Source organism: Roseomonas alba (genome assembly GCF_019430885.1).
Classification (GTDB): Bacteria; Pseudomonadota; Alphaproteobacteria; order Acetobacterales; family Acetobacteraceae; genus Neoroseomonas; species Neoroseomonas alba.
This window is the reverse complement of the sequence record NZ_JAHYBZ010000006.1, coordinates 310,444-325,976: the sequence shown is the minus strand read 5'-3', so window position 1 is coordinate 325,976 and position 15,533 is coordinate 310,444. Positions and strand designations below refer to the sequence as shown.

Here is a 15,533-nt window from a genome sequence, read left to right as displayed (position 1 = left end):
CTTCAGCATGCAAGACCGATTCGATCGCCGCCGACTGGCTGCGCGCGGCCGGTCGGACGGAGCACCATGGTCGCGGGACAATCGCGCAACTTCACCATCGACGTCCTGCGCGGCATTTCCATCAGCGTCGTGCTGATCCTGCACTTTCATCTCTCATATTCGCTGATTGAAAGCCCGTTGGGCGTCGTGCTCCCGGCAGATGCCATCAGTGCCGTTGCGAGAAATGGCAATTACGGGGTCACGATGTTCTTCGTGATTTCCGGCTTCCTGATCACCTCGACCACGATCAGGCGATATGGCAGCCTTGCGACGGTGGATGTCCCAGGCTTCTACGCGTTCCGCTTTGCCCGCATCGTACCTTGCCTGTTGCTCGCGTTGGTCTTGATCGCCGGCCTCGGGGCGCTCGGCCAACCAGCCTTCGTCAATGCAGCGAAACCCGGGTGGCCCGAGGTCAGCATGCCGGTTGCTGTGCTCTCCGTGCTGACCTTCTGGCACAATATATTGATGCAATATGCATGGTATTTCAACTATGCGATGAATGTATATTGGTCGCTTTCGGTGGAAGAAATGTTCTATCTTGTGTTTCCGATTATTTGTATTGCTATCAGAAGAACTGGAATCATAGTAATTATATGGGTGGCAGCGATCGCATATGGGCCTGTTTACAGGTATTATCATAGCGATAACGAGATATATTTCATGTATGCCTACCAAGCCTGCTTCGACGCGATCGCTTTCGGTTGCTGCGCCGCGCTGGTCGCGCGGAAGATCAGCCTCAAGGGCATGGTGGGCGGCGTGGTTCGCATCGCTGCGGCGATCCTGGTGGGGGCAACCTATCTTGCCGGTATCCGCGGGCACGAGGTGTTCGGCTTCACCCTGGTTGCCGCCGGCACCGCCATTCTTCTGGTGGGAGCCGATGGTGAGCGGGTGCCGGCGCTGCTGCAGCGCAACCGCGCGCTGGCAGGTCTCCGCTGGCTCGGCCAGCGCAGCTACGAGCTCTATCTCTTCCATATCATCGTGCTTGGCCTGATGCGCAGCATCTGGCCGCGCGGCACCCTGGCCTATGGCGACAAGGCACCCGCGTTCGCGGCTTTCGTCGGTCTTTCCGCCCTGGCAGCATGGGCTGTCTCGCGCTTCTACGCCGAACCGCTGAACGCCGGCCTGCGCGCCGCCTTCCTTCGAACAAGGGAGCTCTCTGCCCGACAGGCCGGGTAGCCCGGAGTGCGCCCTGCCAGCAATGCGACGGCGAGAGACACGCCCCTGGCCCGCAGGGCGGCCGGGTTGCCCCGGTCTTGGGCACGATTCATGCCCCGGTGATTTCGTCCTGGCGGGAACTGCTCTAAGTCCCGAGGGTCAAAGACCGTTTGGCACGTCCGGTACCCGCCCGCACCCCAGCCCGGCCACCCGTTCGGCATCGTCGGGCCATGGGGGCGGAGTGGTGGGTGCGGCGTTTCCGAACAGGATTTCAGCCGGGCCCACAGGGGAAGCAGCATGAAGATCGACGGCGTCGCCTATCGCAGCATCTGGGTCGAGCCGTCCGATGGCTGGTCCGTCCGCATCCTCGACCAGACGAAGCTGCCCTGGCAGGTCGAATGGCTGCGCCTGACCGATGAGGACCAGGTCACCCATGCCATCCGCGCCATGCAGACGCGCGGCGCGCCGCTGATCGGGGCGACGGCGGCCTATGGGGTGGCGCTGGCGATGCGCCGCGATCCCACCACGCTGGAAGAATCGTGCCGGCGCCTGGCCGGCACGCGCCCGACCGCGATCAACCTGCGCTGGGCCATCGAACGCATGCTCGCCGCCCTGCGCAACCTGCCGCCAGCGCACCGCGCCGCCGCCGCCTATGCCGAGGCCGCTGCCATTGCCGACGACGACGCCGCCACTTGCGAAGCCATCGGCCGCAACGGCCTGCCCCTGTTGCAGGAGATCGCGGACCGCAAGCCGAACATTCCGGTGAACGTGCTGACGCATTGCAATGCGGGATGGCTCGCCACGGTGGATTGGGGCACGGCGCTGGCACCGATCTACATGGCGCATGATGCCGGCCTGCCCATCCATGTCTGGGTGGACGAGACGCGCCCGCGCAACCAGGGCGCGGCGCTGACCGCCTTCGAGCTTGGTGCGCATGGCGTGCCGCACACCGTCGTCGCCGACAATGCCGGCGGTCATCTGATGCAGCATGGCGAGGTCGACATCGTCATTGTCGGCACCGATCGGGTGACGCGCCAGGGCGATGTGGCGAACAAGATCGGCACCTACCTCAAGGCGCTGGCCGCGCGGGACAACGGCGTGCCCTTCTGGGTGGCGCTGCCGCATTCGACGCTCGACATGCGCGTCGCCGACGGCATCACCGAAATCCCGATCGAGGAACGCAGCCAGGCCGAGGTGACGGACCTGACCGGCCGCACCGCCGACGGCCGCATCGAGACCATCCGCGTCGTCGCCGGCGGCAGCCCGGCGGCCAACCCGGCCTTCGACGTGACGCCGGCGCGGCTCGTCACCGGGCTGGTCACCGAACGCGGCCGCATCGCCGCGACCGCGGAGGCCATTGCGGGCCTCTATCCCGAGAAGGTCTGACAGCCTGTCCGGAAATGCGCCAGGCGGCGCATTTCCGCGTCCGGCAGCGGCCCGCGCGCCCCATTCCGCCTACTGTCGTTGGGTGGCCGGGTGGCGGCAAAGCCCGGCGCCCGACTTTCCAAGCGATCCGAGGGCTGACGCTGCCGCGTGCAGGAAACGGCTATCGATTTTCTCTGGCGGACGCCCATGCGGAAGCGGATTCTGGTTGGCCCGATCGCCAGGGACGGAACTGACCATGCGCCTGCATCGCCCCATCCTCGCCGCCCTCCTGACCCTTGCCGCCATTCCGGCGGCGCAGGCCCAGGGTGCGGATGAGCGAACCGGCTGGAGCGTCCAGATCGGCCTCTACGGCTGGGCACCGACCTTCAACGGGAGGCTGAACTACAGCCTGCCGGGCAACCGCGGCGGCACGGCCGCCGTGAAGGCGGAATCGAGCAACTATCTCGACGACCTGAACGCCGCTCTGATGATGATGGCGGAGGTGCGCTATGACCGCATCTCGGTCGTCACCGACATTATCTATGTGGATCTCGGGTCGAGCTCGACGCGCTTCGGGGCCGTGAATCCAGGGCCGCTGGCCGGAAACCCGATCAGCTCCACCCAGACGCTGAACGCGGACAGCTCGCTCGAAGCCACGGTCTGGACTCTGGCGGCGGGCTACACCCTGGCGCGCGGCGGCTGGGGCAATTTCGACGTGGTCGGAGGGTTCCGGCTGCTGAACATGGACGCGCATACGAACTTCAGCCTGGCGGCGGATGTCACCGGACCAGGCGGACGGGACGTGGTGCTGGGCCGCAGCGGGCGGCTGAGCGGAAGCACCGATATCTGGAACGGCGTCGTCGGCGTGCGCGGCCGCGTGCTGATCGGGGATTCGGGCTTCTTCGTCCCCTACTACTTCGACCTCGGCACGGGGGATTCGCGGCTGACCTGGCAGGTGTTCAGCGGCATCGGCTACCAGACCGGCTGGGCTGGGGTGCAACTGGGCTACCGCTATCTGTCCTTCGACCAGGGAAACCAGGCGATGGTGGATTCCCTGTCGATGGGCGGGGCGTATCTGGCGGTGAACTTTACCTTCTGAGGCGGAAAGGCGCTGGCGCGGAGGCGCAGGAGAGGGCGCACGGCACAGGCCGGAGAGGGGCCTTGCCCCTCTCCGGACCTCACCCCAGCAAAGGCCGAAAGGCCTCTGCAAATCTCAACTTGGCGCCCGGCGCTGCTGGCAGAATGGTGCCGAGACCCGCTCTTGCGCACGATGCGCGCTTTGCGGGGGGCATTCCAGCTGACGTGCCTGGCACCAGAAGATTGCGTTCCAAGTGCTCCAAGCACCAGGTTTACCCATTGGCGTTGCGAAGCAAGGTCAATGGGATCCCGGTGGAGGGGCGGTTTGGAGGGGCGGCGCCCCTCCAATGGCGACAGTGCAAGGACACGGGCCATCGGTCCCGCACTCGCGCCCTCCAGGCCTCAGCCGACACCTTCCATCCCCGCCAGCGCCAGGATCGCGGCCAGGGTGCTGCGCATGCCGCGCAGGCATTCGGTGGGTTCGACGTCCAGCCATTCCTCCAGCGAATGCGCGCGCCCGCCGCGCCCGCCGGCGCCGACCTTCAGCGCCGGGATGCCGAGGCTCATCGGTACATTCGCGTCGGTGGAGGAAAATTCGAAGCTAGGGCTGTAGCCTTCGGCCGTGACCGCCGCGGCGGCAATGTCGCGGATCGGGCTGCCGGCCGGGGTCTCGCCAGCGGGCCGGTCGCCGACGCGGGCGATCTCCGCGACAATGCTGCCTGCCTGGGTCGAGCGCGCCGTGTTCTCGGTCGCGACGGCCTTCTCGACGATCGCGAGGAAGGCCTTGTCCAGCTTCTCGAGTTCCGCCGCGGAGGCGGAGCGCAGATCGACCTCGATCGTCACCGCATTGGCGATGGCGTTGATCGAGGTGCCGCCCGAGACGACCGACACGCAATGGGTGGTCGGCGGATTGCGCGGCACTTCGACGGCGGCGAGGCCGCGCGCCGCTTCCGCCATCGCGTACATCGGGTTCACCAGCCCGAAGGCCGCATAGGAATGCCCGCCGGGGCCTCGGAAGGTGACGCGGTAGCGCCGCGACCCCACGCCGCCCGAGACGATCTGCTCCACCTGCGGGCTGTCCACCGTCAGGAAGTGGCGCACCCGCGGGCGGTAGCGGGAATGTTCGAAGAAATGCCGCACGCCGCGCAGGTCGCCGAGGCCTTCCTCGCCGACATCGCCAAGGAACAGGATGTCCTGTCGCGTGCGGATGCCCGCCGCATCCAGCGCGCGCAGGAAGGCGAGATTCACGGCCAGCGACCAGGTGTCGTCCGAAACGCCGGGGGCGAAGAGCTTCGTACCGTCGCGACGCACGCGCACATCAGTGCCGGCGGGGAAGACGGTATCGAGATGGGCGGCGACGACCAGCATCTCGCCATTGCCGTAGCCGCGGCGGATGCCCATGACGTTGCCGATCGCGTCCTGCTCGACGTCTTCCAGCCCATGGGCCTTCAGCATGTCGAGATAGGCGGCCGCGCGCTGCTCCTCGCCGAAGGGCGGGGAGGGGATTTCCGTCAGGGTGATCACGTCCTGCACGGTGCGGCCGTGTTCAGCGGCGAGGGTCTCGGTCGCCTTGGCGAAGCGGGCATCGGCACGGATGGCGGCGATGGTCTCGGAGGCATTCATGCGGCGGGGTCCATCAGGGCGGCTGTGGAGCCCCTCATACGCACACATCGCAGACCGCGTAAGGGCCGCCCCGGCGCTTCGGTTCAGCGCGCCGTCTGTGCTGTCACAAGAGTGATCGGCGGCGCCGCCGCATAAGCGAGGATCTGATCGACCGCCGGGCCCGGCAGTGGTGCCCATTTCTCTGCGCGGTCAGCCTACCCCTCGCATCTCCCCGCGAAGCACGTCGTATTCCGCGACGAAGGTGGCGGCGAGGCCGCGCTTGTCCTCCTCCGGCAGGAAGGCGCCCACGATGCCGTTCAGCATGAAGCGGCGGAGATCGTCGAGGTCGAAGCCGAAATCCTCCACCATCATGCGCCAGCACCGTTCGGGGTCCACGCGGTGCAGCGGCGGGTCGTCGGTGTTGGGGTGGATCAGAAGCCCGGCTTCCGGCATGCGGCGGATCGGGTGGTCCAGCGCCCAGCGATCCGCTGGCAAGGTGCGCAGGTAGTAGGAGTTGGTCGGCACTACGGTGAAGACGATGCCGCGCTCGGCGCAGCGATGCGCAAGTGCCGGATTGTCGAGCACGGTATAGCCATGGTCGATGCGCTCGACCTCCAGCAGGTCGATCGCCGTCTCGATGTTGCGCCAATGGCAGCCGAACTCGCCGGCGTGGGCGGTCAAGCGGAAGCCGGCGCGCTTCGCCGTGCGATACGCCTTCCAGAAGGCCTCGGGCGGGCCGTCATTCTCGCGGTAGTCGATGCCGAGGCCGATGATGCGGTCGCGGCGATGCGTGATCATCCACTCCACCATCTCGGCCGCTTCCTCGGGCGTGCCCTCGCGGTCGATGGACGGGATCAGCAGGGCCGAGATGCCGTGGTCGTGTTTCGCATCGTCGAAGGCCGCGAGGATCGCATCCGCCCCGGCGGCATAGGGAATGCCCGTGTCGCGCGCCGCGCCGGTCGGATTCCAGAAGATCTCGGCATGGCGCACGCCCTGGGAGGCCGCGTCCTCCAGATATTCATAGGCGATGCGGTGCAGGTCCTCCGCGCCGCGCATGATGCGCTGCTCCAGCGCGCGCAGGATGTGCAGCACGCCCTTGGGCTTCGCATCGCGGCGCGCCAGGTCCTCGACTTCCTCCGGCGTGAAGCCGGCGCCCTGCCGCGCCGCCATCTCGGCCAGCGTCGCCAGCCGGATCGCGCCGAGGAGATGCACGTGCAGCTCGACCTTCGGCAGGCGGCGGCAGAATTCCGACAGATCCATCCCGTATCCTTCGGCGGGCCGCTACTTGCGTCCCCAGCGGATCACGCCATCCGTCTCGGGCAGGCGCTCGACCCTGCCATGCTCCTCCAGCCGGCGCAGATGCGCGAGGGTCTCCCCCAGCCCGAAGCCCAGGCTCCGATCGTCCAATGGCCGGCGGAACAGCGAGGGCAGCAGCGCATGCGCCGTGGACGGCTCTCGGCAGGCCTCCTCCAGCGCCGCCAGGCGCTCGTCATGGTGGTCCATGATGGCGTCCAGCCGCACATGCAGCGGCGAGAAGGGCTCGCCATGGGAGGGCAGGACCAGCGTGTCCTCCGGCAGGGCGTGGAAGCGCCGCAGCGTGGCCAGGAAGGCCCCGAGCGGATCGCCCATCGGCTCCCCCGCATGCAGCCCGACATAGGGGGTGATGCGCGGCAGCACCTGGTCCGCGGCGATCAGCACGCCCTCATCGGCGCAATAGAGGCATGCCATGTCCGGCGCGTGCCCCTGGCCGGTCAGGACCCGCCAGTGCCGCCCGCCGATGCGCAGCGTCTCGCCATCGGCGATCGCCCGGAAGGCGCGCGGCAGGGGCGCGACGGCCTTGGCATAGAGTGCGCCGCGTCGCAGCAGATAGGCGCTGTAGCTCTCCGGCGCCCCCGCGATGCGGGCGAATTCGGCCTGCTGCTGGAGCATGTCCGGGCCGGTGTCGTACCAGACCGCGCGCGCCTGCAGCCATTCGATGCGCGTCATCATCGGCGTGACGCCGTGGTTCTCCGCCAGCCAGCCCATCAGCCCGGCGTGGTCGGGGTGGAAATGGGTGATCAGCAGCCCGGTCAGCGGCCGGTTGCCGAAGGCCTCGCCGGTCAGGGCCGTGTGCCAGTGCCCGCGCGTCGTGTCGTCATTGATGCCGGCATCGATGACGAGCCAGCCATCGCCATCCTCCAGCAGCCAGACATTCACGTTGTGCGGCGCGAAGGGCAGGGGGAAGCGCATCCAGCGCAGACCCGGGATGACGGTGCGCGCCTCGCCGGGCGGGGGGATCTCGATCGACATGTGCCGCCAGGGTGGCGCGGGCCGGGCGGGGGCTCAACCCCCGCCCATGTTTCGTAACTGAATGGTTACGTCGGATTGCATCCGGGTCATCTGGCGGACTGCGCCGCTTCATGTGGGGTGGCGCTCAATGAAAGCCTCACGAAAACGAAAGAGCCGGATCCTAGGCCGCTGTCGGGACAGCCCATTCGCGCGCGCCGCCACGCCTGCCCATCCGGAAGGTCGGAGAACTGAGATGGGGCGATCGACTCGCCTGTTCCTGGTGGTGCTCCTCCTCGCCGGCGCGGGTGGCGGATGGTTCTGGTACAAGGAACGGGAGGCGGCGGCGCCCGCCCTCGCCGCGGCTCGGTCCGGCGGCGGCACGCCGCCGGTGGCGGTGTCGACCGAACCGGTGCGGCGGGGCGCCCTGCCCATCGAGATCACGGCCAACGGCCTCGTCGTCCCTGAAGCCGTCGTCACCGTCCGGCCCCGTGTCGATGGCCAGATCGAGCAGGTTCTCGTCGAGGAAGGCCAGATGGTCGAGAAGGGTGATCCGCTCTTCATCCTCGACAGCCGGCTGAACCAGGCCATCCTCGCCCAGCAGGAAGCGCAGCTCGCCCGCGACCGGGCGCTGCTGCAGCGCTACCAGTCCGACCTCGTGCGCTACCAGTCGCTGCGCGGGGAGGGCTACACCGCCCAGCAGCGCTTCGAGCAGGCCCAGGCCGACGCGGCCTCTGCCGCCGCCGTGGTGCGGGCGGATGAGGCGCTGGCCTCCCAGACGCGACTGTCCATCGAATTCGCCTCCATCCGTGCCGAGATGACCGGGCGTCTCGGCGCGCTGCCGCTGCGCCCGGGCAATTTCGTCCGCCAGGCCGAGAATGTCGGCATGGCGACCATCACCCGCATGGACCCGATCCTGGTGCAGTTCTCGGTGCCGGAGCGCTGGCTTGGCGAGATCCGCGCTGCCATGGCCACGCCCGGCGAGGGGCCTGTGGTCCGCGCCATGCCGGCCGAGAGCGACAGCGCCCCGGTCGAAGGGCGCCTTGTCTTCGTCGACAGCGCGGTCGACACCCAGACCGGCACGGTCGCGCTGAAGGCGCGCTTCGCCAACGACCCCGTGCGGCTCTGGCCCGGCCAGTTCGTGCGCGTCACCCTGATCCCGCGCACCGAGCCCGATGCCATCGCGGTGCCCTCGGCGGCGCTGCAGGTGGGGCAGCGGGGCCGCTACGTCTTCGTCATGCAGAACAACCAGGCTCGCCGCCGCCCGATCGAGCTGGTGCGCATGAGCGGCGACCGCGCCGTGGTGCGCGGCGAACTGGCCGAGGGCGACCGGGTGATCGTCGAGGGCGCGCAGCGCGTCGCCGACGGCGCCCGGGTGGTCGAGCGCAGCGGCGGAACGCCGCCCCCCGCGCAGCGCGTTTCCATGGCGACGCCGCAGTAGGGCGCGCGCCATGAACATCTCGGAGCTCTGCATCCGCCGCCCCGTCATGACGGGGCTGCTGGCCATCGCAGCCATCATCGCCGGCGCCGTCGCCTATACGAAGCTGCCGGTCGCCGCCGTGCCGCGCGTCGATTTCCCGGTCATCACCGTCTATGCGAACCTGCCCGGGGCGAGCCCCGAGACCATGGCGACATCAGTCGCCCTGCCGCTGGAGCGCGAATTCTCGACCATCGCGGGCATCGACCAGATCTCCTCGGTCAATGGCCAGGACACCACGCAGATCACCCTGCAATTCGTGCTGAACCGCAGCATCGACGCGGCGGCGCAGGACGTGCAGGCGGCGCTGACCCGCGCCCAGCGGCGCCTGCCGACCGAGATGACCACGCCGCCCTCCTACCGGAAGGTGAACCCGGCGGACGCGCCGGTGCTGCTGCTGACGCTCAACACCAATGGCGACGTGCCGCTCTACCGGCTGAACGACATCGCCAGCACCATCGTCGGCCCGGCGCTGTCGCGCGTGCCCGGCGTGGCGCAGGTGCAGGTCTTCGGCGAGCAGCTCTATTCCGTGCGGGTGCGGCTGAACCCCGACCGTATCGCGACCATGGGCCTCGGCTTCGACCAGGTGCAGCAGGCCGTGGCCGCCGCCAATTCCAATACCCCGGTCGGCATCCTGCAGGGGGACCGCCAGCAGCTTACGCTGCGCGCCAATGACCAGCCGCAGGATGCCGAGGATTTCTCGCGCCTCGTCGTCGGCGGCCGGCCGAACGCCCCGGTGCGGCTGGGCGACATCGCGCAGGTCGTGGACGGCGTGCAGAACCAGCGTGTCGCCTCCTGGCGTGACGGGCAGCGCGCCCTGGTCCTCGCCGTGATGCGCCAACCCGACGCCAATACCGTCGACGTGGTGGATGGCGTGCGCGCGACCCTGCCCGGGCTGCGCGAGGCGCTGCCGCCGGGCAGCGAGCTCGGCGTCATGCTCGACCGCTCGGCTTCGATCCGCGCGGCGGTGCACGATGTGCAGGAAAGCCTGCTGATCGCCATCGGCCTGGTGGTGCTGGTCTGCTTCCTCTTCCTGCGCCGCGTCAGCGCCACGCTGATCCCGACCGTCGCGGTGCCGATCAGCCTGTGTGTCACCTTCGGGCTGATGTATGCGCTGGGCTATGGCATCGACAACGTCACCCTGCTGGGCCTGACCATCGCGGTGGGCCTCGTGGTGGACGACGCCATCGTCGTGCTGGAAGCCGCGGTGCGCCACATGGAGCACGGGGTCGCGCCCTTCCAGGCGGCGATCCGCGGCGCGCGGGAGATCGGCTTCACCGTCATCTCCATCACCCTGTCGCTGATCGCGGTCTTCCTGCCCATCCTGCTGATGGGCGGGGTGGTGGGGCGCGTGTTCAATGCCTTCGCGGCGACCGTCTCGCTCGCCGTCGTTGCCTCCTGCGTGGTCTCGCTGACGCTGACGCCGCTCATGGCCTCCCGCCTGCCGGCGCATCCGAAGCCGTCGAGGCTGGACGCGGTGCTGGAAAAGGGCTTCGTCGCCGTGGAGCGGGGCTATGGCGCGGCGCTCGACTTCCTGCTGCGCTTTCGTTCCATTGTCTGGCTGGCCTTCTTCGGCTCGCTCGCCGCCGCGGTGTGGCTCGCCATCGTCATCCCCAAGGGCTTTTTCCCGGTGGAGGACACCGGCCTGCTCACCATCTCGACCGAGGGCCCGCGCGGTGCGTCGATCGACGCCATGGCGGAGATGCAGAACCGCGCGGCCGATATCCTGAGGCAGTCGCCCGATGTCGTCTCGGTCGTGTCCAATATCGGCGCGGTGGGCGGCTCGGCCTCGATCAACCAGGGGCGGCTTTTCGTCGAGCTCAAGCCGCTCGGTGAGCGCCCGCCCATGCCGCAGGTGCTCCAGCGGCTGCGGCGGGAGCTCGGCGGCATCCCGGGCCTGCGCGTCTTCGTGAACCCGATCCAGAACATCAATTTCGGGGCGCGCCAGTCGCGCACCCTCTACCTCTACACCCTGCAGGGGCTGCGGCTCGACGAGCTCTATGACTGGGCGCAGCGTATCGAGGACCGGCTGCGCCGCCTGCCCGAATTGCAGGATGTGAACACCGACCTCCAGCTCGACAGCCCGGTGGTGCAGGTGACGGTCGACCGCGACCGCGCCGTGCTGCTCGGCGTCAGCCAGGACCAGGTGCGTCAGGCGCTGTATTCAGCCTTCGGGTCGCGGCAGATCTCGACCATCTTCGGCCAGGCGAACGCCTATCCGGTGATCCTCGAGGCGCTGCCCGAGGACCAGCGGGACGAGGCGGGCCTCGCGAAGCTCTACCTGCGGTCCAATACGGGGCGGCTGGTGCCGCTCTCGGCGGTGTCGCGGCTCGATCGCGGGTCGGGGCCGCTGACGGTCGGCCATCAGGGCCAGTTGCCGGCGGTGACCATCGGCTTCAACACCGCCCCCGGCGTCGCGCTGGGCCAGGCGGTGGAGGCGATCCACGGGGTCGAGCAGGAGATCGGCATCCCGCCGACCATCGTCACCGGCTACACCGGCACGGCGCAGATCTTTCAGCAGGCCCTGGCCGGCCAGGGGATGCTGGTGATCACGGCGGTGCTGATCGTCTACCTGGTGCTCGGCGTGCTCTATGAAAGCCTGATCCACCCGCTGACCATCCTGTCCGGCCTGCCGGCGGCGGCGGTCGGCGCTTTCGCCACGCTGCGATTGTTCGATCTCGACCTGTCCGTCATCGCGGTGATCGGCGTGCTGCTGCTGGTCGGGCTGGTGAAGAAGAACGCCATCATGATCGTCGACGTCGCGCTGACCCAACAGCGCGCCGGAAGGCCGGTGTTCGAGGCGGTCCGCGAAGCCTGCATCGTCCGCTTCCGCCCCATCATGATGACGACGCTCGCCGCCGGCGCCGGCGCGCTGCCGATCGCGGCGGGCTGGGGCGCGGCGGCGGAACTGCGCCAGCCGCTCGGCCTTGCGGTAGTGGGCGGGCTGATCGTCAGCCAGGCGCTGACGCTGTTCGTGACGCCGGTGCTCTACCTGGCCTTCGACGGGCTGGCCCAGCGCTTCTCCTTCGGGCGCGGCGCGGTGGCGCCGGCGGAGTAGGCGCGGAGCAAGGGCAGCGGTCCGCTTCGGCGGGGAAGGGCTGTTGGAGAGGGGCGGCACCCCTCTCCCAGCGCCATCACCAGCCGCGATAATACCCCCTCGGAGGGCCGTAATAGGCCCGGGGCGGCGGCGCGTAGTAGCGCGGCGCGTAGTCGTATCGCGGCTGCGACGCCGCCGCGACGCCGAGCCCCGCGGCCGCGCCGATGCCGGCGCCGAGCAGCGCCGTCCGTGTCGGGTCGACGCGCCCATAGGCGTCGTAGCAGCCGGCTGTGAAGAGGCTGGCCCCGAGGGCCAGGAATGGAAGAAGGCGCATGGTCGGTGTCCTTCCCTGTGGTGGCGATGTCATGCGTGGAGGAAACGACCGGTTGATGGAAATCACGCGACCGAAACAAGGCCGGGGCGGGGCGTTCGGTAACGGAGCCTGTCGCTCACCAGCGGTTGCGATAGGGCTGGCGCTCCCAGCTCGCGTAGCGGTCGGGGCCGCGCGAGCGGTAGCGCCCCTGGCGGCGGTATCCATCGTTGTCATTGCTGCTGGCGGCGACGGCGATCAGTCCGCCGATCGCCGCGGCACCGATGCCGAGCGCGGCGGTGCTGCCCCAATCCGTGCTGCCATCCGGGTTCTGGCAGCCGCCGAGGGCGATCGAGGCGGAAAGGGCGAGGGCGGGGAGCAGGCGCATCGGGCATTCTCCTGATGGCCAGGAGATTGCCGGTGCGTCATGGCCTGGCTGCGGCGGGGTCAGGGCGGCGGTAAGGCGGCCAGCGCCGGCTTCGCCACAATCCATGCGTAAGGGGAACGGTGCCTCAACGGGACTGGGAGATCGCCGCCCCGGCCATGCCGACCGATCCGCCGACGCTGACCGACAGCGATCCGGGCCGCGTCGCATCCGGCGCCGGGGCGGTGTCGCGGCAGCCGGCGATCAGTGCGGCCGCCAGCAGCAGGCCCGCCACGGCGAGCTTCATCCGCGCTGGCCGGAGAAGGCGTTGAAGGTCTGCAGCGTGTAGGTGTCCTTCACGCCCGGGACGGTCTGCACCGTCTCCACGACGAACTGGCCGATGTCGCGGTCGGTCTCCAGGTAGAACTTCCCGAGTAGGTCGTACTGGCCGGAGATGGAGTGCATCTCCGACAACTCCTCGATGGTGTCGGCCATGTCGCGGGCCACGCGATAGGCTTGACCCATGTCGCATTTGATCATGACGAAGATCGCGCGCATCGCCGGTTCCGTTCCTTGACCCTGCGCGGCCCTGGCCGCGACTGCCTGGCAGCCTTCTACACCGTGGCGCCCGCGGCGCCCAACCGGCCCGGCCGCATGATGCGGTCGCGGGCGATCCCGCCCAGAAAATAGGCATAGCCGCCACCGCCCCGGAGTCGGAGCCGTCGCACGCGGCGGCACGCCGGTTGCTTGCCACCCTGTCATGACCGTCATCAGCCAGGCGCCCGACCGCGGCGGCCCCGCCCAGCCCCTTCTCAGCGTGACGGGGCTCGTGAAGCATTTCCCTATCCGCGGCGGCCTGCTCGGCCGCCAGGTGGCGGAGGTGCGCGCCGTCGATGGCGTGGACCTCACCATCCTGAAGGGCGAGACGCTCGGCATCGTGGGGGAATCGGGCTGCGGCAAGTCGACCACCGCGCGGCTGCTGATGCGCCTGATGGACCCCAATGCGGGCGAGATGATCTTCGACGGCGAAGCCGTCGGCGGCAATGACGAGACCGGCGGCGTACCGATGCGCGATTATCGCCGCCAGGTGCAGATGGTCTTCCAGGACAGCTACGCCTCGCTGAACCCGCGCCTGACGATCGAGGAGACGATCGCCTTCGCGCCCAAGGTGCATGGCGTCTCGACCCATGAGGCGCGGGAGCGCGCGCATGAATTGCTGGCGGCGGTGGGTCTCGCGCCCGCCCAGTTCGCCCGGCGCTATCCGCATGAGCTGTCGGGCGGCCAGCGGCAGCGCATCAACATCGCTCGCGCGCTCGCCCTGCAGCCGCGCCTGGTCATCCTCGACGAACCGGTGAGCGCGCTCGACAAGTCGGTCGAGGCGCAGGTGCTGAACCTGCTGATGGACCTCAAGGAGAAGTTCGGACTCACCTACGCCTTCATCAGCCATGACCTGAACGTGGTGCAGTACATCTCGGACCGGGTGCTGGTGATGTATCTCGGCAAGGTCGTCGAGACCGGGCCGGTCGAGGAGATCTACGAGCGTCCCGCGCATCCCTATACCCGCGCGCTGCTTGCCTCCCGCCCGTCCATGGATCCGGGCAAGCGGCGGACGGAACCGCCGCTGACGGGCGATCCGCCCAATCCGGTGAATCCGCCCTCCGGCTGCCGTTTCCGCACGCGCTGTCCGCTGGCCGAAGGCGTCTGCGCCGAACGCGAACCCCCCGCGGCGACGCTGTCCGCGGGCCATGAGGCCGCCTGCCACGCGGTGATGCCCGGTTCCGGGCACACCCTGGCGCCGAGGCTCGCGGCATGAGCGCGGCCCTGAAGATGGACGCCGCGGCGCCGCTGGTGCGCGCGCGCGACCTGACGGTGCGCTTCGTCTCCCGCGATGCCACGGTGCATGCGGTGAACGGCGTCGATCTCGACCTCGCGCAGGGGGAGGTGCTGTGCCTTCTCGGTGAATCCGGTTCGGGCAAGTCGGTCACCCTGCGCGCGCTGATGAAGCTGCTGCCGAAGCGCGCCGTGGTCGGCGGCTCGATCGAGGTCGCCGGGCGCAACGTGCAGGCGATGACCGAAAGCCAGCTCTCGGAATTCCGCGGCGGCGACGTCGCGATGATCTTCCAGGAGCCGATGACCGCGCTCGACCCGGTCTTCACCATCGGCCAGCAGATCGCCGAGGCGGTGCGCCGGCACGAAGGCGCCTCGCATGCCGCCGCCGAGGCCCGTGCGCTCGAGTTGCTGGAACTGGTGCAGATCCCCTCGGCGAAGCGCCGTCTCGCGGCCTATCCGCACGAGCTGTCGGGCGGCTTGCGGCAACGCGCGATGATCGCCGTGGCGCTCGCCTGCAAGCCGAAGCTGCTGCTGGCGGACGAACCGACCACCGCGCTCGACGCCACGGTGCAGATCCAGGTGCTGCTGCTGTTGCGGGAACTTCAGGAAAAGCTCGGCATGGGTGTCATCTTCGTCACCCATGATCTCGGCGTGGCGGGCGAGATCGCCGACCGCGTCGCGGTGATGTACGCCGGCCGGGTGGTCGAGGAAGGGCCGGTGGTGCCCTTCATGTCGGGGCCGTTGCACCCCTACCCGCAGGGTCTGCTGGGCGCGACCGTGCATGGCGGCATGCGCGGCAAGCGGCTGACCACCATTCCGGGCGCGCCGCCAAGCCTCGAGAAAGTGCCCACCGGTTGCGCCTTCGCGCCGCGTTGCACCCTGGCCGAGCAGGCCTGCCTGGAAGCCGTGCCCGCTGCGCGTGAAATGGGCGGCGGCCGCATGGTTCGCTGCATAAAGGTCGGCGGAGCCTGACGTTTCGACCTGACGATGGCTTGCTGATTCCTCTCAATAT

Annotated in this window: 14 protein-coding genes; 7 read left to right on the top strand and 7 right to left on the bottom strand. The window is 68.9% G+C overall.

The annotated features are described in order from the left end of the window. Positions 1-66: 66 nt before the first annotated feature. The 3 genes from KPL78_RS18370 to KPL78_RS18360 all read left to right on the top strand — a co-directional run bounded on the left by KPL78_RS18370 (position 67) and on the right by KPL78_RS18360 (position 3,658). Entirely contained in the window at positions 67-1,215 is a 1,149-nt protein-coding gene (locus tag KPL78_RS18370) for an acyltransferase family protein (RefSeq protein ID WP_219764428.1), read from the top strand. A gap of 276 nt (positions 1,216-1,491) precedes the next feature. Further along, positions 1,492-2,580: an S-methyl-5-thioribose-1-phosphate isomerase gene (gene mtnA / locus KPL78_RS18365; protein WP_219764427.1), complete on the top strand. Its 1,089-nt coding sequence runs from the start codon at positions 1,492-1,494 to the stop codon at positions 2,578-2,580. Between the two features lie 235 nt (positions 2,581-2,815). After that, complete coding sequence (locus KPL78_RS18360; RefSeq protein ID WP_219764426.1) at positions 2,816-3,658, top strand: hypothetical protein; 843 nt, start codon at positions 2,816-2,818, stop codon at positions 3,656-3,658. 380 nt (positions 3,659-4,038) lie between these two features. Here the strand turns inward: KPL78_RS18360 and KPL78_RS18355 are convergent, their stop codons facing one another. From KPL78_RS18355 to KPL78_RS18345, 3 genes are all read right to left on the bottom strand, one after another. Further along, positions 4,039-5,259 carry a M20/M25/M40 family metallo-hydrolase gene (locus KPL78_RS18355; protein WP_255569165.1) on the bottom strand — a complete coding sequence of 407 codons (1,221 nt, stop codon included), beginning with the start codon at positions 5,257-5,259 and terminating at the stop codon, positions 4,039-4,041. Positions 5,260-5,448: 189 nt separating this feature from the next. Further along, positions 5,449-6,498 carry an adenosine deaminase gene (add, locus tag KPL78_RS18350; RefSeq protein WP_219764425.1) on the bottom strand — a complete coding sequence of 350 codons (1,050 nt, stop codon included), beginning with the start codon at positions 6,496-6,498 and terminating at the stop codon, positions 5,449-5,451. Between the two features lie 21 nt (positions 6,499-6,519). Then, positions 6,520-7,527, bottom strand: coding sequence for an MBL fold metallo-hydrolase (locus KPL78_RS18345; RefSeq protein WP_219764424.1), 1,008 nt, complete (start codon positions 7,525-7,527; stop codon positions 6,520-6,522). Positions 7,528-7,759: 232 nt separating this feature from the next. On the opposite strand from KPL78_RS18345, the gene KPL78_RS18340 reads away from it, so the two are divergent. Together KPL78_RS18340 and KPL78_RS18335 are read left to right on the top strand one after the other, a co-directional pair. Then, positions 7,760-8,944 carry an efflux RND transporter periplasmic adaptor subunit gene (locus tag KPL78_RS18340; RefSeq protein WP_219764423.1) on the top strand — a complete coding sequence of 395 codons (1,185 nt, stop codon included), beginning with the start codon at positions 7,760-7,762 and terminating at the stop codon, positions 8,942-8,944. A 10-nt stretch (positions 8,945-8,954) separates the two neighbouring features. Next, positions 8,955-12,038: an efflux RND transporter permease subunit gene (locus KPL78_RS18335; RefSeq protein ID WP_219764422.1), complete on the top strand. Its 3,084-nt coding sequence runs from the start codon at positions 8,955-8,957 to the stop codon at positions 12,036-12,038. 76 nt (positions 12,039-12,114) lie between these two features. On the opposite strand, the gene KPL78_RS18330 is transcribed toward KPL78_RS18335, so the two are convergent. The 4 genes from KPL78_RS18330 to KPL78_RS18315 form a co-directional block, all read right to left on the bottom strand. Beyond that, positions 12,115-12,351 carry a hypothetical protein gene (locus tag KPL78_RS18330; RefSeq protein WP_219764421.1) on the bottom strand — a complete coding sequence of 79 codons (237 nt, stop codon included), beginning with the start codon at positions 12,349-12,351 and terminating at the stop codon, positions 12,115-12,117. A gap of 115 nt (positions 12,352-12,466) precedes the next feature. Continuing rightward, positions 12,467-12,715, bottom strand: a complete 249-nt coding sequence (locus tag KPL78_RS18325; protein WP_219764420.1) for a hypothetical protein — start codon at positions 12,713-12,715, stop codon at positions 12,467-12,469. A gap of 124 nt (positions 12,716-12,839) precedes the next feature. Next, entirely contained in the window at positions 12,840-12,998 is a 159-nt protein-coding gene (locus KPL78_RS18320; RefSeq protein WP_219764419.1) for a hypothetical protein, read from the bottom strand. Continuing rightward, on the bottom strand, positions 12,995-13,249 hold the full coding sequence (locus KPL78_RS18315) for an Lrp/AsnC ligand binding domain-containing protein (protein ID WP_219764418.1): 255 nt from the start codon (positions 13,247-13,249) through the stop codon (positions 12,995-12,997). Before KPL78_RS18315 ends, KPL78_RS18320 begins: the two co-directional genes overlap by 4 nt. Positions 13,250-13,451: 202 nt before the next feature. Here KPL78_RS18315 and KPL78_RS18310 point away from each other — a divergent pair, with 202 nt between their 5' ends. After that, positions 13,452-14,504, top strand: coding sequence for an ABC transporter ATP-binding protein (locus KPL78_RS18310; protein WP_219764417.1), 1,053 nt, complete (start codon positions 13,452-13,454; stop codon positions 14,502-14,504). Continuing rightward, complete coding sequence (locus KPL78_RS18305) at positions 14,501-15,493, top strand: ABC transporter ATP-binding protein (RefSeq protein ID WP_255569164.1); 993 nt, start codon at positions 14,501-14,503, stop codon at positions 15,491-15,493. Before KPL78_RS18310 ends, KPL78_RS18305 begins: the two co-directional genes overlap by 4 nt. Positions 15,494-15,533 lie beyond the last annotated feature (40 nt).